The sequence below is a fragment of the Devosia sp. ZB163 genome (assembly GCF_028613635.1).
GTDB lineage: Bacteria > Pseudomonadota > Alphaproteobacteria > Rhizobiales > Devosiaceae > Devosia_A.
Map to the genome: position 1 here is coordinate 722,974 of NZ_JAQRMY010000003.1, position 22,095 is coordinate 745,068.

The 22,095-nt window shown below is 66.0% G+C and carries 21 protein-coding genes; 14 read left to right on the forward strand and 7 right to left on the reverse strand.

The features are described 5' to 3' along the window. The first annotated feature begins 119 nt into the window (after positions 1-119). The 3 genes from PRN20_RS17330 (at position 120) to PRN20_RS17340 (ending at position 3,147) form a co-directional block, all read left to right on the forward strand. Positions 120-2,279: a malate synthase G gene (locus tag PRN20_RS17330; RefSeq protein WP_273958859.1), complete on the forward strand. Its 2,160-nt coding sequence runs from the start codon at positions 120-122 to the stop codon at positions 2,277-2,279. 125 nt (positions 2,280-2,404) lie between these two features. Beyond that, the gene (locus PRN20_RS17335; protein ID WP_273958860.1) at positions 2,405-2,722 is read left to right on the forward strand and encodes a hypothetical protein; all 318 of its coding nucleotides are present in this window, start codon (positions 2,405-2,407) and stop codon (positions 2,720-2,722) included. Between the two features lie 110 nt (positions 2,723-2,832). Continuing rightward, positions 2,833-3,147: a hypothetical protein gene (locus PRN20_RS17340; protein ID WP_273958861.1), complete on the forward strand. Its 315-nt coding sequence runs from the start codon at positions 2,833-2,835 to the stop codon at positions 3,145-3,147. Position 3,148: 1 nt separating this feature from the next. Here the strand turns inward: PRN20_RS17340 and PRN20_RS17345 are convergent, their stop codons facing one another. Both PRN20_RS17345 and ade read right to left on the reverse strand, forming a co-directional pair. Continuing rightward, the gene (locus PRN20_RS17345) at positions 3,149-4,792 is read right to left on the reverse strand and encodes a CocE/NonD family hydrolase (protein WP_273958862.1); all 1,644 of its coding nucleotides are present in this window, start codon (positions 4,790-4,792) and stop codon (positions 3,149-3,151) included. Beyond that, entirely contained in the window at positions 4,789-6,501 is a 1,713-nt protein-coding gene (gene ade / locus PRN20_RS17350) for an adenine deaminase (protein WP_273958863.1), read from the reverse strand. Before ade ends, PRN20_RS17345 begins: the two co-directional genes overlap by 4 nt. 121 nt (positions 6,502-6,622) lie before the next feature. Here ade and PRN20_RS17355 point away from each other — a divergent pair, with 121 nt between their 5' ends. Together PRN20_RS17355 and PRN20_RS17360 are read left to right on the forward strand one after the other, a co-directional pair. After that, positions 6,623-6,799, forward strand: a complete 177-nt coding sequence (locus PRN20_RS17355; protein ID WP_273958864.1) for a hypothetical protein — start codon at positions 6,623-6,625, stop codon at positions 6,797-6,799. Positions 6,800-6,813: 14 nt separating this feature from the next. Beyond that, a complete protein-coding gene (locus tag PRN20_RS17360; RefSeq protein ID WP_273958865.1) occupies positions 6,814-7,803 on the forward strand; it encodes a DNA topoisomerase IB in 990 nt (329 codons plus the stop codon). A 2-nt stretch (positions 7,804-7,805) separates the two neighbouring features. Here PRN20_RS17360 and PRN20_RS17365 read toward each other — a convergent pair whose 3' ends face one another. The 3 genes from PRN20_RS17365 to PRN20_RS17375 all read right to left on the reverse strand — a co-directional run bounded on the left by PRN20_RS17365 (position 7,806) and on the right by PRN20_RS17375 (position 12,856). Further along, positions 7,806-9,251 (reverse strand): diguanylate cyclase domain-containing protein, encoded by a 1,446-nt coding sequence (locus PRN20_RS17365; protein ID WP_273958866.1) that lies wholly within the window; start codon positions 9,249-9,251, stop codon positions 7,806-7,808. 88 nt (positions 9,252-9,339) lie between these two features. Further along, entirely contained in the window at positions 9,340-11,532 is a 2,193-nt protein-coding gene (locus PRN20_RS17370) for a putative bifunctional diguanylate cyclase/phosphodiesterase (RefSeq protein WP_273958867.1), read from the reverse strand. A gap of 79 nt (positions 11,533-11,611) precedes the next feature. Beyond that, a complete protein-coding gene (locus PRN20_RS17375) occupies positions 11,612-12,856 on the reverse strand; it encodes an ROK family transcriptional regulator (RefSeq protein WP_273958868.1) in 1,245 nt (414 codons plus the stop codon). Between the two features lie 320 nt (positions 12,857-13,176). Between PRN20_RS17375 and PRN20_RS17380 the strand changes: the two genes are divergently transcribed. The 6 genes from PRN20_RS17380 (at position 13,177) to PRN20_RS17405 (ending at position 18,412) form a co-directional block, all read left to right on the forward strand. Next, on the forward strand, positions 13,177-14,196 hold the full coding sequence (locus PRN20_RS17380) for a sugar ABC transporter substrate-binding protein (protein ID WP_273958869.1): 1,020 nt from the start codon (positions 13,177-13,179) through the stop codon (positions 14,194-14,196). A 95-nt stretch (positions 14,197-14,291) separates the two neighbouring features. Beyond that, positions 14,292-15,407 (forward strand): ABC transporter permease, encoded by a 1,116-nt coding sequence (locus PRN20_RS17385; protein WP_273958870.1) that lies wholly within the window; start codon positions 14,292-14,294, stop codon positions 15,405-15,407. Beyond that, complete coding sequence (locus tag PRN20_RS17390; RefSeq protein WP_273958871.1) at positions 15,404-16,267, forward strand: ATP-binding cassette domain-containing protein; 864 nt, start codon at positions 15,404-15,406, stop codon at positions 16,265-16,267. Before PRN20_RS17385 ends, PRN20_RS17390 begins: the two co-directional genes overlap by 4 nt. After that, on the forward strand, positions 16,264-17,313 hold the full coding sequence (locus PRN20_RS17395; RefSeq protein WP_273958872.1) for an NAD(P)-dependent alcohol dehydrogenase: 1,050 nt from the start codon (positions 16,264-16,266) through the stop codon (positions 17,311-17,313). Before PRN20_RS17390 ends, PRN20_RS17395 begins: the two co-directional genes overlap by 4 nt. Further along, on the forward strand, positions 17,313-17,618 hold the full coding sequence (locus PRN20_RS17400; RefSeq protein WP_273958873.1) for a hypothetical protein: 306 nt from the start codon (positions 17,313-17,315) through the stop codon (positions 17,616-17,618). The genes PRN20_RS17395 and PRN20_RS17400 overlap by 1 nt, the downstream gene beginning before the upstream one ends. Before the next feature lie 11 nt (positions 17,619-17,629). Continuing rightward, positions 17,630-18,412 carry an SDR family NAD(P)-dependent oxidoreductase gene (locus PRN20_RS17405; protein WP_273958874.1) on the forward strand — a complete coding sequence of 261 codons (783 nt, stop codon included), beginning with the start codon at positions 17,630-17,632 and terminating at the stop codon, positions 18,410-18,412. A 193-nt stretch (positions 18,413-18,605) separates the two neighbouring features. On the opposite strand, the gene PRN20_RS17410 is transcribed toward PRN20_RS17405, so the two are convergent. After that, entirely contained in the window at positions 18,606-20,039 is a 1,434-nt protein-coding gene (locus tag PRN20_RS17410) for an MFS transporter (protein WP_273958875.1), read from the reverse strand. Positions 20,040-20,123: 84 nt separating this feature from the next. Between PRN20_RS17410 and soxR the strand changes: the two genes are divergently transcribed. Genes soxR through PRN20_RS17425 form a run of 3 tightly spaced genes read left to right on the forward strand, consistent with a single transcriptional unit; the run spans position 20,124 to position 21,382 of the window. Continuing rightward, positions 20,124-20,582: a redox-sensitive transcriptional activator SoxR gene (gene soxR / locus PRN20_RS17415; RefSeq protein WP_273958876.1), complete on the forward strand. Its 459-nt coding sequence runs from the start codon at positions 20,124-20,126 to the stop codon at positions 20,580-20,582. A 57-nt stretch (positions 20,583-20,639) separates the two neighbouring features. Next, the gene (locus PRN20_RS17420; RefSeq protein ID WP_273958877.1) at positions 20,640-21,161 is read left to right on the forward strand and encodes an MgtC/SapB family protein; all 522 of its coding nucleotides are present in this window, start codon (positions 20,640-20,642) and stop codon (positions 21,159-21,161) included. 26 nt (positions 21,162-21,187) lie between these two features. After that, positions 21,188-21,382 (forward strand): DUF3008 family protein, encoded by a 195-nt coding sequence (locus tag PRN20_RS17425; RefSeq protein WP_273958878.1) that lies wholly within the window; start codon positions 21,188-21,190, stop codon positions 21,380-21,382. Positions 21,383-21,389: 7 nt separating this feature from the next. Here the strand turns inward: PRN20_RS17425 and PRN20_RS17430 are convergent, their stop codons facing one another. Next, complete coding sequence (locus PRN20_RS17430; protein WP_273958879.1) at positions 21,390-21,881, reverse strand: hypothetical protein; 492 nt, start codon at positions 21,879-21,881, stop codon at positions 21,390-21,392. Positions 21,882-22,095 lie beyond the last annotated feature (214 nt).

Here is a 22,095-nt window from a genome sequence, read left to right on the forward strand (position 1 = left end):
CCGGGGGCGCGTGGGATTGTCTGGCGACGGACTATCGCCTCCCTCCACCCTTGTGGGGAAGGGGTTCTCCCCTCAAGGGGGAGGGGAGCAGACGAGTTGGATGAGCGAAGGAAGCGAATATGGCTGACTACATCGAGAAATCGGGCCTCAAGGTCGATCGGCTGCTGGTCGATTTCGTCGAGAAGGAAGCCATCCCGGGGACGGGTGTGACGCCCGAGCAGTTCTGGGGCGGGTTCGCCGGGCTGGTGCGCGAGTTCGCGCCGAAGAACCGGGAGTTCCTCGCGATCCGCGATCGGATCCAGACACAGATCGACGACTGGCACAAGGCGAACGGGCCGGTTGCGGCCGATCCGGACAAGTACCAGTCTTTCCTCAGGGAGATCGGCTATATCGTTGCCGAACCTGCGGATTTCACCATCGAGACGAGCGGGCTCGATCCCGAGATCACATCGATCTGCGGGCCGCAACTGGTGGTGCCGGTATCGAATGCGCGCTACGCGCTGAACGCGGCCAACGCGCGCTGGGGCAGCCTCTACGACGCGCTTTACGGCACCGACGCGATTTCACGCGAGGGCGAATTGGCGCCGGGCAAGGGCTTCAATGCGAAGCGGGCGGCCGCAGTGGTCGAGCGGGCCGCGGACTTCCTCGACGAGGCCTTCCCGCTGGCTTCGGGCAGCCATCGGCACGTCACCGGCTATCATGTCGTGAAGGATGGCGAGCGCCGGAGCTTCGTCGTCGATACGGCGGCCGGCCGTGTTGGGCTGAAGAACCCGGCGCAGTTCGCCGGCTATGGCGGCACGCAGGAGCGCGGCGAACTGGTACTGCGTCACAACGGGCTCCATGTCGTTCTGGTGATCGATCCCGCGAGCACCATCGGTGCGTCGCACAAGGCGGGGCTGGCCGATGTGGTGATCGAGTCGGCGCTGACCACGATCCAGGACTGCGAGGACTCGGTTGCGGCGGTGGATGCCGAAGACAAGGTCGGAGTTTATCGCAACTGGCTCGGGCTGATGAACGGCACGCTCGAGGAGACGTTCGAGAAGGGCGGGAAGCAGATGACCCGCAAGCTCAATGCCGACCGGCAGTACAAGGATGTCGCCGGGCTGCCGCTGGTGCTGAAGGGCAGGTCGCTGCTGCTGGTGCGCAATGTCGGGCACCTGATGACGACGAAGGCAGTGCTCGATCCGGCCGGGCAGCCGATCGGCGAAGGGCTGATGGATGCGGCGGTGACGGCGCTGTGCGCGATGAGCGACAAGGTCAACTCGACGACCGGGGCGATCTATGTCGTGAAGCCGAAGATGCACGGGCCGGACGAAGTGCAGTTCGCCTGCGATATCTTCGCGGCGGTCGAGAAGATGCTGGGGCTCAAGCCCGAGACCATCAAGATCGGCATCATGGACGAGGAACGGCGGACGTCCGCCAACCTCAAGGCAGCGATCCATGCGGCGCGTCGCCGGGTGTTCTTCATCAATACCGGCTTCCTCGATCGCACCGGCGACGAGATCCACACCTCGATGCTGGCCGGGCCGGTACTGCGCAAGGACGATGTGAAGGCCGAGAAGTGGATCCAGTCCTACGAGGACCGGAACGTGCTGATCGGGCTTGCGGCCGGATTCTCCGGACGAGCGCAGATCGGCAAGGGCATGTGGGCGCGGCCGGACGACATGGCGGCAATGCTGGCATCCAAGGCGGCCCATCCGAATGCGGGCGCCAACACGGCCTGGGTGCCGTCGCCGACGGCGGCGACGCTGCATGCGCTGCACTATCACCAGATCAACGTGTTCGAGGCGCAGCAGCGGCGCCATAACCAGGCGACGCCGGGGCTGGACGAGCTGTTCTCGATGCCGGTGCTCGACAGGAGCACGCTCGACAAGGCGCAGATCCTGCGCGAGCTCGACAACAATGCGCAGGGCATCCTCGGCTACGTGGTGCGCTGGGTGGACCAGGGCGTCGGCTGCTCCAAGGTGCCTGATATCAACAATGTCGGGCTGATGGAGGATCGCGCGACCTGCCGTATCTCCTCGCAGGCAGTGGCCAACTGGCTGATGCACGGGTTGGTCAGCGAAGCCGAGGTTCGGGCGGCTTTCGAGAAGATGGCGGCGGTGGTCGACGGGCAGAATGCCGACGATCCGCTCTATGTGCCGATGGCGGGGAAGTTCGACACTTCGATCGCCTACCAGGCGGCGCTGGACCTCGCGCTCGAGGGTGCGACGCAGCCGTCGGGCTACACCGAGCCCATCCTTCACGCGGCGCGCGAGAAGGTGAAAGCGGGCGCCTGATCGGCCTCACGTCCGCAAGGTTCCACGGGTCACGTTGTTTTGCGACGGGGCAACCATGCCCCGCTCCCCTCGTTCCGAGAGCAGGCCAAGCAGGGCCTCAACGACAAGAACGTAGGAGACAAACCATGACTCGTTCCCTGATTTCTGCCCTGGCACTCACTGGTGCGATGCTGTTCGCCGGTCCGGCCTTTGCGCAGACCGTGGTCGGCGGTGCGACCGTCTCGGCGGAAGACCTGCCCAAGGTGCAGGCGGCGTGCGACACGCTGGCCGCCAAGGAGCAGGTTGATACCGGCGTGACGGCCGACACGCAGGCTTCGACCGAGACCAGCACTGACGCGTCGGCCGGCGATACCGATGCCGGTATGGACGCGGCCACGACCACCAGCATCGACCTGGCGCTGCTGACCTACCAGTCCTGCAAGGACGCGGGCCTCGTGCAGTAACAGTCTCCCGGACTGCGATGAAAGGGCGCGGTGGCAACGCCGCGCCTTTTGCGTTACCGGCCATGACGCCGGGAGGGGAGGGCGCTATGATCTGCACTGGAGATCGTCGAATGAAGCAAATTCTCGTTGTGGCGCTGATGCTTGGTCTGGCCCTGCCGGCGGTGGCGCAGACCTCGATCAAAGGGGTTGAGCTGTCGCCGGCGGATGCCACGCGCGTCGACCGACAGTGCGACGCGTTGCGTTTTCGCATGGGCACGTCGCTGGTGAACAATCCTTCGGAGGAGCCGGCGCCGGGAGAGTCGGTGGCCGATCCATCCAGCCACTGGGCGAATGGGGCTGATGGTGTCGATGAGGCGCTGACGCGCCTCAACCTGTCGCAACTGTCGATCCAGGATTGCCGCAGGGCCGGGTTCTACGACAACTAGCTCAGGCCCTGTCGAGTTCGACCACGGGCAAGTGGATGGCGCTGGGATGGGCGGGGTCGTGGAAGACTTCGATGTCCGCGGCGACCAGTGTCGTCGCCTCGCCGAGCGGCTCGTCGGTGCCGGTGTTGCGGGCATAGCGGGGGTGGGCACCGCTGGCGACCACGACGCGCAGCCGGTGGTTGCGCTGGAACGTGTGGGCGGCCGCATGCATGCGGAAGCTCAGTTTCCAGATGTCGTCGGGCACCGCCGGATCGCCGGAGGTCTTGCGCAGGAAACCGTCGCAGACATTGGTCGAGACGCCGTTCTCGTCGACGTCAGAGAGGCGGACGAAGAAGTCGGTGTTCGGCAGGCTCGAGCGCGCATAGAGCGCGATGCGGACCTGGCCGAGAATGGTGACGGCGTTGAACAGCGGCTCCGAGGTATAGACCAAGAGATCGGACCGTGACTCGAGCGTAGCCTGATCGACGGGGCCGGCGCCCTTGAAGGCGAACATGGCGCCGCCGATGGCCGGGGTCGGGTCGCGGGGGTCATAGGTGTAGGTGTCGGGCGGCGAGGCGCGCACGGGACGCTGGGACAGGATCTTGTCCGGATGGAGCTGCCAGATCTGGCTCTCGGGCTCGATCGGGGGATAGCGGTCGAACTCGCGCCACTGGTTCTCGCCGGAAACCCAGAGGCGGACGGGTGGCTGGCGCAGGTTCGAGGTGTCGCCCAAAAGCTTGGCATCCATCCATTCGAGCGTCTGCCTGACGCTCTCCATCTGCAGGTCCGGGCTGACATGGGTCCAGGGGCCGATGGTGAGGTGTGGTTCCTGGCCGGCATCGACCATCACGGAGTAGTCGCGCAGCAGCTGGTCGAGCATGAAGTCGTACCAGCCCGAGGTGAAGCTGGTGGGCGGGGTGCGCGCGCCGATGCGGTGGGTGTGGTCGAGCTTGTGCCAGAAGGCATCGTTGCCGATGGCCTCCTTCATCCACTGCCGCCAGAACGGCACGACGCGGCCGGTGACGCGCTTGTCGGCGTCGCGCAGCGGCAGTTTCATGGTGGCGCTGAGCGTCGTGCGCTCGATGCCGCCGGTGAACATGCGCTGCGCGGTACGGATGGGGTTGCCCTTGATGCCCTCGACCGTCTGGATCCAGCTGAGCCAAAGTCCCACCGCCAACCCGCCACCGGGGAAGACGATGGATTCGAACTCGGCGCTGGTGACCTTGATGGCCATGGCGGATTTCTTGGGCAGGGCATCGCAGATGGCCCACTGAGCGTAGCCCAGATAGCTCGGGCCCGAGGTGCCGAGGCGGCCGTCGAACCAGGGCTGGGCCTTGATCCAGTCGATGGTGGCGAGACCATCCTCGCGCTCGTGCCCGAAGGGATCGAACACCCCCTCCGACTTGTCGGTGCCGCGGCAGGCCTGCAGCACGACCTGATAGCCGCGCTCGGCGTAGACCTCGCCTATCGTGGCGAAGCCGGAGAGCCCGTAGGGTTCGCGCATCAGGATAGTGGGGTGCCGTCCGGGCAGCTTGGGGGCGAAATGTTCGGTGACGAGCGTGACGCCGTCATACATGGGCACGCGGATGCCCCGCGTGCGCACGATGCCGCATTTGCGCTTGGGCAGCTTGTACAGATCAGCCAGGAACCGGCTTGCGATGCTCATGTGACGAAGTCGAACTTGTCCACGTCGAACAATCCACGGTCGGTCATCTTGAGGTGCGGGATAACGGGCAAAGCGAGGAATGCGACCTGCAGGAAGGGCTCGGGCAGCGTGCAGCCGAGCGCAAAGGCAGCCTCGCGCAGGCGATGCAGTTTCTCGGCCACCTGCTCGAAGCTCAGGGTGCTCATCAGACCGGCGATCGGCAGGGCGAGCTCGGCCGTCACCTTGCCGCCGTCGGCCACGGCGAAGCCGCCGCCGAGTTCGATCAGCCGGTTCACCGCCACCGCCATGTCGATGTCGCTGACGCCGACGACCGTGATGTTGTGGCTATCGTGGCCGACCGAGGAGGCAATCGCGCCGCGCTTGAGGCCGAAGCCCTTGGTGAAGCTCAGCGCGACATTACCGTTGATGCCGTGGCGTTCGATCACGCCGATCTTGATGACGTCGTTCTCGATGTCGGGGAGCGTCCCCTTGTCGGAGACCTCCAGTACCGCCGTCTCGCGGTAGGTGATGATCAGCCCGGGGCGGACGGCGATGACCGGGGTCTCGTTCTGGCGCGGATTGGGCGGGACGGTGAAGGTGGAGGCGCCGACGCGACTGGCCTTCATCGAGGAGAGGCCGACGGCCGGCACAAGTTGGCGCCGCTCGAACAGTTCGGGGCGAACGAGGCGGCCGGCAGACACCACTTCGGCGACCTGGCAGCCTTCGAGGTCATCGAGCAGGACGATGTCGGCGCGGTAGCCGGGGGCAACGAGGCCGCGGTCCTTGAGCCCGAAGATGCGGGCGGCCGAATGCGAGGCGGCGCGGTAGACGTGATGCAGCGGCCGGCCGCGCGCGATCAGGCGCCGGATCGATGAGTCGAGGTGGCCTTCCTCGAGGATATCGAGCGGGTTGCGATCGTCGGTGCAGAGCGCGACATAGGCCGAGGTATCGGCGTCGAGGATTTCGGCGAGGGCATCGAGGTCCTTGGAGACGGAGCCCTCGCGGATGAGGATGGCCATCCCTTTCTGCAGCTTCTCGCGCGCCTCGACGGCGGTGGTTGCCTCGTGGTCGGTGCGAATGCCGGCGGCGAGATAGCCGTTGAGCTTGAGGTCGCTGAGCAGCGGAGCATGGCCGTCGATATGGCCGCCCTGGAAGGCGACGAGCTTGGCGATGATTCCGGGATCGCCCGCCAGGACGCCGGGGAAGTTCATCATCTCGGCGAGGCCGATGACCTGGGGGTGGCCGCGGAATTTCTCGAGGTCGGCGATCTCCAGGCGCGCGCCCGACGTCTCGTGCTGGGTCGCCGGAACGCAGGAGCTGAGGTTGACCCGGATATCCATCACCGCGCGCTCGGCGCACTCGAGGAAGTAGCGGATGCCGTCGGCACCGAGCACGTTGGCGATCTCGTGCGGGTCGCAGATCACGGTGGTGACGCCATGCGGCAGCACGCAGCGCTCGAACTCGAAAGGGGTGACCAGCGAGGACTCGATATGCAGGTGCGTATCGATGAAGCCTGGGACGACGTAGCGGTTGTCGCCTTCGATCAGCTGCCTGCCGTTGTAGTAGCCGTAGGTGCCGACGATGCGGTCGGCGACGATGGCGATGTCGGTATGGGTGATGGTGCCCGAGATCACATCGAGCAGGCGGACGTTCTTGATCACGACATCGGCGGGCTCTTCGCCGGCACCGGCCTTGATCATGCGGGTGAGGAGTTCGGGCGAGATGGTCATGAAACGGCCGCGGTCAACATGCGCCAGCGTCAGTCAGCGCAGGCGCCCGGTCAAGTGGGGACGGAACCAGCGGGGTGACGAGGCGTTGGTTTTTCACGTTCGTCCTTAAGCGAGTAGCACCATGAAGACCTACGATGCCCACAAGTCGACCACCGAGGTTCGCCAGGGTAGTCATCGCCTCACGAACTTCTGGGTGCTGGTCTGGTCCATTACGGGAGTGATCGTGGCATTTGCCCTGATCTACCTGATCTTCTTCGTGTTCAACTCACCGCCGCCCGGGACCACGACCGGCGTCTGAATGCGATGGCGAGATTGAAGCGCGTCGGACGCGACGATCTCACGATTCGTCGCGTCCGCCATGGTCGTGGGTTTGGCCTCAGGGATGCCGAAGGCGCGCCCATCCGCGATGCCGAATTGTACGAGCGCGTCCGGACACTGGGCATACCGCCGGCGTGGACCGACGTCCGCATTGCCACGGCGCAGAATGCGCATATCCAGGCAGTGGGAAGCGACGCGGCGGGGCGGCTTCAGTATATCTACCATCCGGACTGGGAGGCGCGGCGCACGCGCAGGAAGCAGCAGCAGCTTGGGACGCTGACGGCGGCCCTGTCACGCATCCGCCGCCGTGTCCGCGAGGACCTGAGGGCCGAGGCGGGCAGCAAGGAACTGGCGCTGGCGCTGAGTGTGGCGCTCATCGATCGCACGGCGATGCGGGTGGGCCGTGAGCGGTATCTCGATGCGCATGGCACGCGCGGAGCCGGCACGCTGTTCAGCCGTGATGTCGCGGTACATGGCGACGAGGTGGTCATCAGCTTTCCCGCCAAGAGCGGCAAGACGGCGAGCTATCGGCTTGCGGATGCCCAGCTTGCGGAGGCGGTCGGCAAGGTGAAGTCGATCCCGGGCAAGCGGCTGCTGATGTATCGGGGCGAGGATGGGGTGGCGAGGCCGCTCAGGACCGATGACATCAACCGGTACCTGCGGGAAATCGCCGGCGTGCCGGTTACAGCCAAGGATTTCCGGACCATGCATGCAAGCGCGCTGGCCGCCGAGGCGCTGGCCAGGCTCGAGCCAGGTGAGAGCCCGCCGGCACGGAAGCGGCAGATGGCGGCCGTCACCAGGCAGGTTGCGGCGTTCCTCCAGAACACGCCGGCGATCTGTCGGTCGAGCTACATCGCGCCGTGCCTCTACGCCCTGTTCGACAAGGGGCGGCTCGGGGAGATGTGGCTGGCAGGGGGCGACGGCGCTGCCGGCATCCGGCAGCGCGAGGTGAGGCTGGCAGCGGTGCTGGCCGAGGCCGGCTAGCGTCAGCCGGCTTCGCGGGCGCCTTCCTCCGGCTGCAGCTCGTCGTAGAGCCGGAAGGTATTGCGGCCCGATTCCTTGGCCTGGTAGAGCGCGAAGTCGGCGCGGGCCGGCAGGTCGAGCCCGTCGTTGGCCGAGTTGCGGGCAAGGGCGACGCCGATCGAGACGCCGATGCGGACATCGGTGCCGGCCAGCTTGTAGGGCTCGGAGACGCGCGAGATGATCGTCTCGGAGAGCCGGCTCGACTCGCTCACCGTCTTGATGGCGCCCTGGAGGATGACGAACTCGTCGCCGCCGAGGCGGGCAAGCGTGTCCGTGTCGCCGAGCAGGGCATTGATGCGGCCGGAGACCTGCCGGAGCAGTTCGTCGCCGGCTTCATGGCCGAGCGTGTCGTTGACGTGCTTGAACCGATCGAGATCGAGCGCGAGCAATGCCACGGGGTCGCCGCCGGGGCTGAGGCGCTCGAGCGCCTGGGTCAGCCGCTGCTGGAACATGGCGCGGTTGGCGAGGCCGGTCAGCGGGTCGTGCAGGGCCTGGTGCTCGGCGCGGGCGCGTTCGGCCTCGAGCTGGGCCGACGAGCGGCGGAGGCTGCGCATCAGCAGCGCAATGACGATGCCGGCAACGAGGAGGGCGGCGCCCATGGCGGGAGCCGTCTCGGTGAGGAGCAGCGAGCCGGGCCGGTCGGGCTGCCACTTGAACCAGGCGATCGGCGTGCCGGCGAGGTTGCTGAGCGGGTAGACCGCCTCGTTGGCGGCGGCGGTCGCATTGGTGTCGAAGCGGGCCCCATCGATCAGGTACTGACCCATGAGCTGTTCGGCCACCGCGCCGTCGAGGAAGCGGGCGACGACATGATAGCGCGCCTCGGTCGGGGGCACGTCGAGCTCGTCCGACCAGGAGAGGATTGGCACGGCGCCGATCAGGGCCGGCTGGCCACCAATCATGACGAGGTCGGTTGCGCTGGGAACATCGGCGAAGCCGTTGTTGTAGGAGTCGATGGCAGCATCGCCGTCGACGCCACGCAGCCGGTCGAGCAGGCCCGCGAAGGCGGCGCGATCGGTCTCGAACGTATCGGCGGCCACGGCTCCGCCATCACGCATGGCGTAGACGGGCTTCAGGTCGTGATCGAGCACGTAGATGCGGTTGTGGGCATGGTCGTTGTAGATGCCCTGGCCCAGGTTCTCATCGATCCACTCGAGGTCGCCGTCGCGGACGGCGGTCACCGCGTCGTCCCAGGCGGTCGCATCCTGGCCGGCGGTGGCGACGTAGTCCCACTCCTGTTTGAGGATGTGTTCGACGAGCCGCATCTGGCGCTGGAGCGCCCGGTCGTCGCTCTTTGACGCCGACCACAGGACGAAGCCAGTCGCAGTGCCGGCTGTCACCAGCACGGCCACCATCACCGGGATCAGGACCTTGAACGAGAACTGCCAGCCGGATCGCCGCTCGGTGCGCATTCTGAGCCCCCAAACTCAAACTGTTGTCGCGGCAACTTAGGGGGCGTTCGCGAAAGTGGCGTTAGCTGGGCTGGTTAAGGGAAAGTACTCAGGCGACCCGCGAAGTCGCCTGGCTTGCCTCCCTCAGGCGCACTTCGATGTCGCCCACGGTCAGCGGCGCGGAAAAGAGGTAGCCCTGGAACGTGTCGCAGCCCATGGCCAGCAGGGCCTCGTACTGTTCCCGCGTCTCGACGCCTTCGGCGGTGACCTCGATGCCGAGTGCTCGTGCCAGCGTCACAAGCGCCTGGACGATGGCGTCGGTGCCGTTCGAGGTCATCAGCTGGCTGACGAAGGAGCGGTCGATCTTGATGCGGTCGACGGGGTAGCGCTGGAGGTAGTTGAGCGAGGAATAGCCGGTGCCGAAATCATCGAGCGCAATGCGGATGCCGGCCTCGCGAAAGGCGCGGATGGCTCCCGCCACGACGGTCTCGTCCTCGATGAGGATGCTCTCGGTGATCTCCATTTCGAGGTCGGCCGGGTTCATGCCTGTTTCGGCGAGTATGGCGAAGACGCGATCGGGGAAGGTCGGGTTGCGCAGCTGGGCGGGCGAAATGTTGACGGCGATGTTCCGGCCAGGCCAGCGCGCGCCGAACTGGGCGGCACGCCGCAGGACGAACTCGCCCAACTGTTCGATGAGGCCGCTGCTCTCGGCCACGCCGATGAAGCGCGCCGGGGGGATGTCGCCGACCCGCGGGTTGGTCCAGCGTATCAGGGCCTCGGCGCCGATGATGTTGCCGTCGCTGTCGCAGAGCGGCTGGTAGGCGACCCAGAGCTGACCCGGTACGCGCAGGGCCTCGCGCAGGTCGGCCTCAACTGAATGGCGGCTCTGCACGACCTCGCCCATGGCCTCGCGATAGACGGCGGAGCGATTGCGGCCGGCGGATTTGGCCTCGTAGAGGGCGATGTCGGCCTTGCGGCTCAATTCGTGGCTGTCGATCTCATCGTCGGCGATGACGATGCCGATGGAAACGCCGACGAAGGCCTCGCTGCCCTGGATGCGGAAGGGACGACCGATAGCCTCGATGATGCGGTGGGCGAGGGCGGTAACCTCGACCTGGCCGGCGAATGACGAGTGCAGGATGGCGAACTCGTCGCCGCCCAGCCGCGCCAGCACGTCACCGGGTTCGATCACGTCGCGCAGCCGATCCGCCACGGCGCAGATCAGGTCGTCGCCGGCGCTGTGGCCCAGCGTGTCGTTGACCTGCTTGAAGCGATCGAGGTCAAGCATGAGCAGCGCCAGGGGAGCATCACGCGGGGTCTGGGTGCTGAGGCGGGCGTCGAACAGGCGGTCGAAGCTCAGCCGATTCAGGAGGCCGGTCAGCGGATCGTGGCCCGCCTGGCGTTCCGCCTCGATGCGGCGATGCTCGAGGGCATTGAGGGCACGGCGCAACCGACTGGCGAGGGCAGCGAGAAGCAGCGCGACCACGGCGAAGGTGGCGGCAAGCGCCGGTCCGGTGCGGCCGAGCAGTTCGGCCCCCGGGCGGTAGGGGATCCATTCGAAGAACGCGATGATGCGGCCGGCGCGGTTGGCGATGGGCATGACGCTGAGATCGGCACCCGCCGCTGGATTGGTAGTGAAGCGGCCGACCTCGGTCATGTAGCGCTGCATCATGCGCAGTTCGTAGTCGAGTTCGAGCCGGACGACGGAGATGAGCACGGCCTCACGACCGGGGCGCTGGCCGATGTTGCCGGTGTCGGAGACGATCGGAATGGCGCTGATGATGACCGGCAGGCCGTCGATGAGAGCGTAGTCGGCGATATGGGGCGGTGTATCGAGGTAGCCGCTCGCTGCCACACGGCGCACTTCGGCAACTATGGGCTCGATCAGCTCGCGACGCGTCTCGAACGCCCGGTCCATCTGCTGGACCGTAACCCCGTCATGCGCGACGTAGACGACCTCGTCATTGGCCGAGATCACGTAGCTCTCGTCGTGTCCGAAATAGGTGTAGGTCCAGCTTCCGATGTTGAACGCGAGCCACTCCATGTCGCGGTCGCGGGCGGCGACAACGGCATCATCCCAAACGGCGGCGCTTTCCTGGTCGCGGGGGACGGCGTCGAGCTGCAGCTTGACCGCCTGTGCGATCCGGACGCGTTGGCGCTCGGACGCGCTCTGGTCGATCTCATGGGCCGACCAGAAGAGGAAGCCCGCCAGCACAGCAGCGGCCAGGGCGACGACCACGACGACTGCTGCCAGCACCAGCATCGAAATCGTTCGGCGAAGCTTCGTTCGGGTGCTGGTCATGGAACCTGCCGGGCGGAGACTGGTGCAGTCTGCCCGGCAAGCTTTGCGAACTGGTTACCCTGATCGTTGCGGCAGGGGCTTAGGCATTGTCCTTGAAGAGCACTTCACGGTCCTGCGTGAAGTTAGCGAGCAGCGGCAGCGATGCTCCGCCCATGGCCCGCGCCGCATTGCCGATGCTGCCCGGCAGCAGCCGGAAGGGCGAGAGGCCCTGCCGGTTGATCGCCGCGATCGCGGCCTCGGTTCGTTCGATGACGCGGGATCGCACATGGGTCGGGAACGCGCCGTCGATGAGTACGGTTTCGACGTCGATCACGGCGATGGCGGCGACGATCGCGTAGGCGAGGCTCTGCGCCACTTCGTCGATCCACTCGTCGAGCACCGGGCCGAGGTCGTTGCCCCAGTCGTCCGGCGATTGCCACAGCACCTCGGGGTTGCGGCCCTGGGCGACGAGCTTGCGCTCGAGCGTGTAGATCGAGGCAACGTTCATCAGCTGCGGGGTGCGGCCCGGCCGTACGACTTGTCCCGGATCCTGCGCCGGCATCGAGCCGAGGGCACCGGCATTCTGGGTGCGGCCGGGGAAGAGGTGGCCGTCCAGCACCAGCCCGCCACCGATGAACGAGCCGATGAAGACGTAGAGATAGTCGGAATAGTCGGCGCCGTGGCCGAACATCAGCTCAGCGGCACATGCGGCGGTGATGTCGTTCGCGAAATAGACCGGCCAGGAGCAGAGTTCGGCGATCATGGCGCGGACGTCGACCTGCCGCCAGGCATCGATCTCGGCGGCGGGAGCGCCGATCTCCTCGTGCCAGGTCCACATCTCGTAGGGCGCGGCAATGCCGACGCCGGAGATTCGGGCGGCGAGGTGCGCGGGCAGGTCGGCGAGCATGTTCTCGATGCCCTCGCGGGCGAAGCGGCGCACGCCGTCGGGCGTGGGGTAGGGGTAGGTCTTGTGCTGCAGCTTCAGGATCTCACCGGTGAAGCTGATGAGGTACAGGTCGACGCTGCGCCGGCCGATCTTCAATCCAAAGCTCAGCGCCCCCTCGGGGTTGAGCGAGTAGGGGACCAGCGGCTGGCCGACCTTGCCACGCAGCGGGTTGCCCCGCAGCAGCAGGCCGTCGGCCTCGAGCGCATTGGTGATGATCGAGATGGTCTGGGGCGAGAGCCCCGTCATGCGCGCCATGTCGGCCTTGGGCAGGTCGCCATGGCGGCGGATCAGGGAGAGCACGAGACGTTCGTTGTAGAGGCGCACGCCGGTCTGATTGGTGCCGCGCGTGGCTGCCCCGGGCTTCAGTCCGGCATCTCTCGCTCCTGCGCCGGTGGCCACTGGTCGCGACCTCCTCTCGATTGCATCGGTTGACAAGTTCCGTTCCTCCGTCGTGGCGGAAAAAGGCCACGGCGAAGCCGAATATGCAATCGACTACACGGGGTTCCTATCCCCTCCCGAACTAAAGGATCATCCCCAGGCACCCAGCATGTCAATTAATAAATCAAGTGGACTAATTTATTGACAGTCCGCGGAGCTTGCGCTGTTATCGCTGTTGGCCGGGGGAGGACTGCGTGCATGGCACGCCGGCCCTTGCCTCTTGTCTGCGTTGCCGGAGCCAACTGGCAGCCGGGCAGGTTTTGCAACAACGGGAGGAGTTTATGGGAAGACTCGGTTTTCTGAAGACGACGCTTGCCTGTGCCATTGCCGTTGCAGGCTTCGCCGGGAGCGCCTTCGCCCAGGAGGTCACGGTCGGACTGATCACCAAGACCGAAACCAATCCGTTCTTCGTCAAGATGCGTGAGGGCGCCGAAGCCAAGGCCAAGGAGCTCGGCGCCAAGCTGATCTCCTGCGCCGGCAAGTTCGACGGCGACAATGACGGCCAGGTGGCCTGCATCGAGAACCTGATCTCGGCCGGCGCCAAGGGCTTTGCCATCGTGCCTTCGGACTCCAAGGCCATCGTGCCGACCATCCAGAAGGCGCGTGATGCCGGCCTGAAGGTGATCGTGCTCGATACGCCGCTTGATCCGATGGACGCCGCCGACGCGACCTTTGCCACCGACAATCGCAAGGCGGGTGAACTCATCGGCAAGTGGGCCGCCGGAACGCTGGGTGACAAGGCCAAGGACGCTTCGATCGTGTTCCTCGACCTCGCCACCAACCAGCCGACGGTGGACTACCTGCGCGACCAGGGCTTCATGGCCGGCTTCGGCATCGACGTGAAGGACCCCAACAAATACGGCGACGAGGACGATCCACGCATCTGCACGCACGAAATCAGCCAGGGCGACCAGGAAAAGGGCCGCACTGCGATGGAGAACGCGTTGCAGAAGTGCCCGAACGTCAACGTGGTCTACACCATCAACGAGCCGGCAGCCGCCGGTGCGTGGGAAGCGCTGAAGGCGGTGGGCAAGGATGACGGCTCGGTGCTGATCGTCTCGATCGACGGCGGCTGCCCGGGCGTTGCCAACGTCGAGTCGGGCGTCATCGGCGCGACCAGCCAGCAGTATCCGCTGAAGATGGCCGCGATGGCGCTCGACGCGATCGTCTCGGGCACGCTGCCCGCGATCGATCCGGAGGTCGGCTTCCTCGATACCGGCGCGTCGCTCATCACGGCCAAGCCGGTCGACGGCGTGCCGTCGATCTCGGTCGAAGAAGGCAAGAGTCTCTGCTGGGGCTGATCGCTTCAAAGCGTGCCGCGCAGCGACTAATTTCGAGAGGTCGAGGGGACGCCTCATTGGCGTCCCCTTGCTTAACCCCGGGAGGAGGACACGGGATGAGCGACGACGCAGTGGGTTCGACCAAGGCCGAGAGCGGGCTGGCGGGTGCGGATCAGTCGGTGGCGAGCTTCGAGGAAGACCGCCCGAGTATCGTCCGGCGGCTGCAGGGCATACTGCACGAGTATCCCACGCTGATCCCGCTGATCGTGCTGATGGTCGGCGTCATCATCTTCGCTCTCGCCGCTCCGGGCAAATTCCTGTCGCCGCTGAACCTATCGGTGGTGCTGCAGCAGGTGACGATCGTTGCAATCCTCGCCATGGCGCAGACGCTGGTGATCCTGACCGCGGGTATCGACCTTTCGGTCGGGTTGATCATGATCCTGTGTTCGGTCGTGATGGGACGGACGGCCGTGGTTTATGGCGTGCCGGTCTACATAGCATTTCCGCTCGGTCTCCTGGCCGGCTTTGCCTGCGGACTGCTCAACGGGCTGATCATCACCAAGCTGAAGCTGCCGCCGTTCATCGTGACTTTGGGTACGTGGAGCATCTTCGGGGCGCTCAACACGTTCTACTCGAACTCCGAGACGATCCGGGCCGTGGACATGGAGGCGGCGGCGCCGTTCCTCCTATGGCTCGGCAAGCTGTTCAAGCTCTACGACATCGGGCTGTTCTTCGGGCTCGACCTGCCGTGGCTGAGAGGGTGGGTGGTCACCTACGGCTCGTTGCTGATGATCGCGCTGGCTATCGTCCTCTCCTACATCCTCCGACGCACGGCGTTCGGACGGCATGTCTATGCGACGGGCGACGACCCGGATTCCGCCCGGCTCTCGGGCATCAACACCGACCGGGTGCTGATCGCGGTCTACGCGCTGGCGGGCCTCATCTGCGCGATCGCGGCCTGGGTGCTGATCGGGCGCATCGGTGGAGTGAGCCCGCAGGCCGGGCAAACCGCCAACCTCGACTCGATCACCGCCGTGGTGATCGGCGGAACGAGCCTGTTCGGCGGACGCGGCTCGATCATCGGCACATTGTTCGGGGCGCTGATCGTGGGCGTGTTCCGGAACGGGTTGGCGCTCTCGGGTCTCGCGCTGCTGTGGCAGGACTTCGCGGTGGGCGTGCTCATCATCGTCGCGGTGACTATCGACCAGTGGATCAGAAAGATATCGGCATGAGCGACCTGACCAGCATGGGTGTGCCGTCCGGCAACGCCGGGGACATCGTCCTCGAGGGCAGGGGCCTCAACAAGCGCTATGGCCGCGTGGTCGCGCTCGACAACGCCGACTTCGACCTCCGCCGCAACGAGATCCTGGCGGTCATCGGCGACAACGGTGCCGGCAAGTCGACGCTGATCAAGGCGCTGTGCGGTGCGGTGATCCCGGACAGCGGTGAGATCCTGCTCGACGGTCAGCCGGTGCACTTCAAATCGCCCATGGACGCCCGCAACGCCGGCATCGAGACGGTGTACCAGAACCTCGCGCTGAGCCCGGCGCTGTCGATTGCCGACAACATGTTCCTTGGCCGGGAGCTCAGGAGACCGGGCTGGACCGGGCAATGGCTGCGCCGGCTCGATCGGACCAAGATGGCGCGGATCGCGCGCGAGAAACTCAACGAACTGGGCCTGCTCACCATCCAGAACATCCACCAGTCGGTGGAGACGCTGTCGGGCGGCCAGCGACAGGGTGTGGCGGTGGCCCGGGCGGCGGCGTTCGGGTCGCGCGTCGTCATCATGGACGAGCCCACGGCGGCACTAGGCGTCAAGGAAAGCCGGCGTGTGCTCGAGCTCATGATGGACGTAAAGCGGCGCGGCTTGCCGATCGTCCTGATCTCGCACAACATGCCGCATGTGTTCGAGGTGGCGGACCGTATCCACATCCACCGGCTCGGCAGGCGCATCGCGATCATCGATCCCAAGAAGTTCTCGATGTCGGATGCCGTGGCGATCATGACCGGGGCAATGAAGCCACCGGCCGAGGGCGCCACCGGGCCTACGCATCACTACAAGGTCGGCGAAGAGATCCCCCAGGTACAATGACGAAAATGCGCGCTCTCGTGCTGGAGAAACAGCACGAACTCACACTCCGTGACATCGATCTGCCGATGGACGTCGGTCCCGGCATGGTGAAGGTCAAGCTGCACACGGTCGGCGTCTGCGGCTCCGATGTGCACTACTACACCCACGGCCGGATCGGGCCTTTCGTGGTCAACGCCCCCATGGTGCTTGGTCACGAGGCGGCCGGCACCGTGGTCGAGGTCGGGGCAGGGGTGACCAACCTCAAGGTCGGCGACCGGGTGTGCATGGAGCCCGGCGTCCCCGATCCGAACTCGCGAGCCTCGCGGCTGGGGATGTACAATATCGATCCGGCGGTGACCTTCTGGGCAACGCCGCCGATCCACGGGGTGCTGACGCCCTTCGTCGTGCATCCGGCCAACTACACCTTCAAGCTGCCGGACAACGTGAGTTTTGCCGAGGGAGCGATGGTCGAGCCTTTTGCCGTGGGCATGCAGGCGGCGACCAAGGCGAAGATCACGCCCGGTGACACGGCGATCGTGATGGGCGCGGGGCCTATCGGCACCATGGTGGCGCTGGCGGCGCTGGCCGGTGGTTGCGCACGGGTGATCATCACCGACCTCGCCCAGCCCAAGCTCGATATCGCGGCGAAGTACCAGGGCATCATCCCGGTCAACATCCGGGACAAGAAGCTCCTCGACGAGGTGAACAGGCTGACGGACAACTGGGGCGCCGACATCGTGTTCGAGTGCTCGGGTTCGCCCCGCGCCTGGCAGGGGATCGTCGACGTGGTCCGGCCGGGCGGGACGATCGTCGTGGTCGGGTTGCCGGTCGAGCCGGTGGATTTCGACATCGCCTCGCTGTCGGTGAAGGAAATCACCATCGCCTCGGTGTTCCGCTACGCCCACCAGTACGACCGGGCCATCGCGCTGATGGCGTCCGGCCGGGTGGACCTGAAGCCGCTGATTTCCGGGACGTTCAAGTTCGAGGACTCGATCAAGGCCTTCGACCGCGCGGTTGAAGGCCGACCGACGGATGTGAAGCTGCAGATATTGATGGAAGAGACCTGATGACCTCACCAGTACAAGTCGACATCGCCAGCCTGCGGGTGCAGCTGAACCAGCTGTTGAACCTCTTTGAGGAGCAGGGCGTCCGCACGGTGGCACTCGATGCCGACTTCTACTGGTCGGTCCCGTTGGGGAGCGAGTACATCGCCAAGGACGCGGACGCTCCCGAACTCCACGTCGGCAGTCTCGTGGACGATCTCGAGTTCCTCATCGGCATGGGCGAGGAGCCGGTCGCGCTCATGCTCTGCTACGCGGCTCCATTGCTGCACTACCTGGGGCAGCGGGCCAGCAACTACGGCGTCTTCTAGGGGGCGATCGGATGGATCTGGGTCTCAAAGGCAAGCTCGCCGTCATCACCGGCGGCAGTGTCGGCATTGGACTCGCGGTGGCAGAAGGCCTGGCGGCAGAGGGCGCCAGCGTGCTGATCACGGCACGCGGGCAGGAGCGGGTGCATGCCGAGGCGGCCCGGATCGGGGCCACGTGGGGCGTTGAGGCACACGGCGTCGCGGCGGACGTTGCGACCGCCCAGGGGTGCGCAAAGATCGTCACCGCCGCGGCGCAACTGGGCGGAGCGCACATCCTCATCAACAACGCCGGCACCGGTTCCAACGAGACGATCGCCGAGGCCGACGACGCCAAGTGGCAGTATTACTGGGACCTGCACGTGATGGCGGCGGTCCGGCTGGCGCGCGGACTGGTACCGCAGATGAAGATCCACAACTGGGGCGCCATCATCCATAACGCCTCGATCTGCGCCGTCCAGCCGCTCTGGTACGAGCCAATCTACAACACGACCAAGGCGGCGCTGATGATGTTCTCCAAGACCCTCGCCAACGAGGTCGTCGGGGACAACATCCGGGTCAACACCATCAATCCCGGTCTCGTCCTTACCCCGGACTGGATCAAGACGGCCAAGCAGCTTGCCGGCGAGGACGGATACGAGGCGCACCTGCAGGGTGTGGCCGACGAGGCGGGCGGCATGAAGCGGTTTGCGACGCCCGAGGAGCTGGCAAACTTCTTCGTCTTCCTGTGTTCCGACCGGGCGAGCTACTCCACGGGTTCGACGTATTTCGTCGACGGTGGATGGCTGCGGACAGTGTAGGGGTGGTCGGGGCTGGTGGCTCGCCCCGACCGAACCGCCGCGGCTGGAGGTCAGGCTCCGAGGCGGTAAATCGCTGTCAGTGTGACGCAGAACGTCACTACGAGGGTGATGAACACGGCTGTGCAGATGAGTTTCAGTCGGATGTCCATTACCGTACGTTAGGCCTCGCAACCTTACGGGAACCTGACAGACGCTACTCCGCCGGCTGAGTTTCGCCGGCGAGACGGTCGCCGCGGACGATGCTCCAGACGATCGGGATCGTGGCCAGCGGGACCAGCAGGAACAGGCCGTAGAGCCAGTTCGAGGCGCTGATCGTCGTCACGGTGGTGTGGGCCGAGGCGAGGCCCGCGGAGTTGACGATGACGCCGGCAACCGCGGCGCCGAGGCCCGAGGCGAAGAGCTGGACCATCGAGATCGAGGCCGAGGTGAGGTCGCCCTCGCCCGCAGGGGCGGCCTGCAGCAGGCGGGTCGACACATGTGGCCAGGAGATGCCGATGCCGAGGCCGAGCAGCACCAGCGAGATGCCGACCGGCAGCAGGGGCAGCAGTTCACCGGCGGTGTTGTCGCGGCCGAGGAAGAGGGCGAGGCCGATCGTGGCAACGAGTTGCAGGACAGGCCCGATGACGAGCACCGCGCGGGCGCGGTTGCCGGTCCAGCTCGAGGTGACGACAGATCCGGTGCTCCAGCCGACGGCTACGAGGGCCACCATATAGCCGGCAATGAGGGGCGCCTGCCCGTGCAACTCCTGCACGAAGAGCGGCACGAACATGTCGGAGACGATGGCGGCGTTGAGCAGCAGCATGGCGGCAAAGAGCGCTGCCAGTGGCGAGCCCAGGGAGAAGGTGCCGCGCGGGAAGAGACGGTTTTCGCGGCGCTGGTCGATCACGCCCAGCGCGATGATCGCCAGCACCGCGAGTCCAACCAGGAGCGTAGGCAGCATCACGCCCTCGGTCAGGATGGACGCCACCGATACGGCGAGCACGGCGCCGATCAGCAGCAGAATTTGGGGAATGGGGAAGGCCGTCATGCCGCGCTCGTTGCTGCGGGCGGGGATGACGCGGAAGGCAAGGAGGCCGAGCAGGGCGGCCAGCGGCACCAGCAGCCAGAAGGCCCAGCGCCACGCATCGAAGGTGGCGAAGACACCGCCGATGGCGGGGCCGATCAGGGTCGAAACGCCCCAGACGCTCGAGATGAGCGCGAAGGCGCGGCCCCAGAGCCGCTCGGGAAACACGATGCGGATCATGGCGTAGCTCATGGCCGTCAGCAGCCCGGCGCCGAAACCCTGGACGGCGCGCCCGAACAGCATCATCTCCATGCTGGAGGCCGAGCCGCAGATCAGGCTTCCAATGGCGAAACCCGTCGCCGCAAGGACATAGCTGCCGCGGGGGCCGATGCCGAATGGCCGGACGGCGGCGAAGATCGAGGCGATGATGGAGGCGACGATGAACACCGTCGTGTTCCAGGCAAACAGCTCGAGTCCGCCGATCTCGGCGACGACCGAGGGGAGAAGAGTGGAGCCGATGAAGGTTTCGATCGCCTGGAGGCCCACGCCACCAGCGAAAACGGTCACGGCAAGTGCCCGGCCGTCCGCGAACAGGTCGCGCCAGCCGCTCTGATGCGTGGTCATAAGTCGAATCCCGGTGGGCTGTCCAAATCGTTGGCGAGGGTCTACAACCTCAAGTGCAGTTGAGGTAAAGGGGCAAAATGAAGAATGTCGCGTGAGCTCACCGTTGGCCAGGTTGCCGAGCGCAGCGGCTTCGCCGTGTCGGCGTTGCACTTCTACGAACGCAAGGGCCTCATCCGCAGCCACCGCACGTCGGGCAACCAGCGGCGGTACGATCGCGATGTGCTGCGGCGTCTCGCCATCGTGAGAATGGGCACCGAGCTGGGCGTTCCACTGTCGGAGGTGGCCGAGGCGCTGTCGCATGTGCCGGTGGGGCATACGCCGAGCGCCGATGACTGGCGCCGGATGTCCGAGCACTGGCACGACAAGCTCAACCGCCGGATCGTGCTGATGACGCGCATGCGCGACGAACTCAACGGCTGTATCGGGTGTGGCTGCCTCAGTACGGTCAGTTGCCCGCTCATGAACCTGAATGACCAGCTGGCCGAGGAAGGCAGCGGACCGCGCCGGCTGATGCGCGAGGGCAGCGAGACCTACAAGAGCTGACGGAACCGGTTCGGCGAGCCTCCGTTGATTGCGGCAAGCGTCAACAGGGAGCGTCACATGGATTGGGCGGCCGCAATCGGCTTTCAGGACACACACTACAATTCACAGGGCGTCATCATCATCCGGCTGCTGATCGCTGCAGTCCTCGGGGCAATGATAGGCTTCGAGCGCGGAGCGAAGGGTGGCACGGCCGGGCTCAGAACCCACATGCTCATCGCGCTCGCGGCGGCGCTGTTCACCGTGCTGGCCTTCGAGATCTACGACCTCGCCCTCGAGGGGGGCAGCCAGAATCCCGATCCGATCCGCTCCATCGAGGCGGTGACGGCGGGCATTGCGTTCCTTGGGGCAGGGGCCATCTTCCAGCAGCGCGGCAGCGTGCAGGGGCTCACGACGGGGGCCGGGATGTGGCTGGCGGGCGCGGTCGGTGTCACCGCCGCCCTCGGCTACTACCTTATCGCGCTCGTCGTTGCGCTGTTCTCGGTCCTCGTGCTCGCGGCCCTCCGGGCCTTCTCGCACAAGGTGGTGAGCGTCGGGAACGAGAACATCAATCCCGGAACTCAAGCGGGCGACAAAGGTTGAATCCACATCGAACGATGGAGGTTCAGATGCCTGCAGTATCCAAGTCCCAGCAGAAGGCGGCCGGCGCGGCTCTGGCGGCAAAGCGCGGCGACACCAGCGTCGGCGAACTCCAGGGCGCCTCGAAGTCGATGTACCAGTCGATGAGCGAGGAACAGCTGGAGGAGCTGGCTTCGACCAAGCGCAAGGACAAGCCCGATCACAAGGGTCACACCAGACACTAGCGGAGTGTCATTCCTCGGCGGTGGGCGGCGCCGGCAACTGCGGATCGGCGCCCTCGCCGAACACCTGCTGGCCGTCATTGTCCCAGATGCGCACCGCCTCGCATGAGGTGAGGTAATCCTTGGCGCACTCGGTCTTCACGATAGCCTCGAGGCTCACCTGATCCTGCTGGTCGCAGACGAACTTGTGCCAGTGCGGCCCCTCCGAATGCTGCATGAAGATGTCGGCGACCCAGCCGTGCGGATAGCACCAGAGGTTGGGCGAGCAATCTTCTTCGCCGAGGCCGCTCTGCTCCATGCACTGCGCCACGGCGCACTGCATGGCGTCCGCGGCAAAAGTGCCGAAGCACACGCCGAGGCCCGCTTCTGGCGCCTGCGAGACGGCAACGCCGTTGAAGGCGGGGAGCACAAAGGTATCGACGGCTTCGTCCTGGGCAAGGGCAAGGCCCGGCGTGGCCAGCATGCCAAGCACGGCGGCAGCAAAGATCGATAACCTGAACATCGGGGAAGGCCTCCAGTCGGGAGGCGGACAATGCGGTGATCCGGCCTTGCCGGTCAACCGAGGCGGGCTAAGCGCGGTTGCGGAGGGAGAAAAAAACCGCAACCGCGCCTTGCCTGCTGACCCGAGCTGCAGGTCCGCCGCAACTGGGTGCACACCGAAACCGGAGAGGGCGGGGCGGCGTCAGGAGGGTCGCCGCGCCCCGTCTCTCCGGCAG

Excerpts from the sequence above, each read along its gene's own strand:
- PRN20_RS17330 (WP_273958859.1), top strand. The coding sequence starts at position 120 with ATGGCTGACTACATCGAGAAATCGGGCCTCAAGGTCGATCGGCTGCTG.
- PRN20_RS17335 (WP_273958860.1), top strand. The coding sequence starts at position 2,405 with ATGACTCGTTCCCTGATTTCTGCCCTGGCACTCACTGGTGCGATGCTG.
- PRN20_RS17340 (WP_273958861.1), top strand. The coding sequence starts at position 2,833 with ATGAAGCAAATTCTCGTTGTGGCGCTGATGCTTGGTCTGGCCCTGCCG.
- PRN20_RS17345 (WP_273958862.1), bottom strand. The coding sequence starts at position 4,792 with ATGAGCATCGCAAGCCGGTTCCTGGCTGATCTGTACAAGCTGCCCAAG.
- ade (WP_273958863.1), bottom strand. The coding sequence starts at position 6,501 with ATGACCATCTCGCCCGAACTCCTCACCCGCATGATCAAGGCCGGTGCC.
- PRN20_RS17355 (WP_273958864.1), top strand. The coding sequence starts at position 6,623 with ATGAAGACCTACGATGCCCACAAGTCGACCACCGAGGTTCGCCAGGGT.
- PRN20_RS17365 (WP_273958866.1), bottom strand. The coding sequence starts at position 9,251 with ATGCGCACCGAGCGGCGATCCGGCTGGCAGTTCTCGTTCAAGGTCCTG.
- PRN20_RS17370 (WP_273958867.1), bottom strand. The coding sequence starts at position 11,532 with ATGACCAGCACCCGAACGAAGCTTCGCCGAACGATTTCGATGCTGGTG.
- PRN20_RS17380 (WP_273958869.1), top strand. The coding sequence starts at position 13,177 with ATGGGAAGACTCGGTTTTCTGAAGACGACGCTTGCCTGTGCCATTGCC.
- PRN20_RS17385 (WP_273958870.1), top strand. The coding sequence starts at position 14,292 with ATGAGCGACGACGCAGTGGGTTCGACCAAGGCCGAGAGCGGGCTGGCG.
- PRN20_RS17390 (WP_273958871.1), top strand. The coding sequence starts at position 15,404 with ATGAGCGACCTGACCAGCATGGGTGTGCCGTCCGGCAACGCCGGGGAC.
- PRN20_RS17395 (WP_273958872.1), top strand. The coding sequence starts at position 16,264 with ATGACGAAAATGCGCGCTCTCGTGCTGGAGAAACAGCACGAACTCACA.
- PRN20_RS17400 (WP_273958873.1), top strand. The coding sequence starts at position 17,313 with ATGACCTCACCAGTACAAGTCGACATCGCCAGCCTGCGGGTGCAGCTG.
- PRN20_RS17405 (WP_273958874.1), top strand. The coding sequence starts at position 17,630 with ATGGATCTGGGTCTCAAAGGCAAGCTCGCCGTCATCACCGGCGGCAGT.
- PRN20_RS17410 (WP_273958875.1), bottom strand. The coding sequence starts at position 20,039 with ATGACCACGCATCAGAGCGGCTGGCGCGACCTGTTCGCGGACGGCCGG.
- soxR (WP_273958876.1), top strand. The coding sequence starts at position 20,124 with ATGTCGCGTGAGCTCACCGTTGGCCAGGTTGCCGAGCGCAGCGGCTTC.
- PRN20_RS17420 (WP_273958877.1), top strand. The coding sequence starts at position 20,640 with ATGGATTGGGCGGCCGCAATCGGCTTTCAGGACACACACTACAATTCA.
- PRN20_RS17425 (WP_273958878.1), top strand. The coding sequence starts at position 21,188 with ATGCCTGCAGTATCCAAGTCCCAGCAGAAGGCGGCCGGCGCGGCTCTG.
- PRN20_RS17430 (WP_273958879.1), bottom strand. The coding sequence starts at position 21,881 with ATGTTCAGGTTATCGATCTTTGCTGCCGCCGTGCTTGGCATGCTGGCC.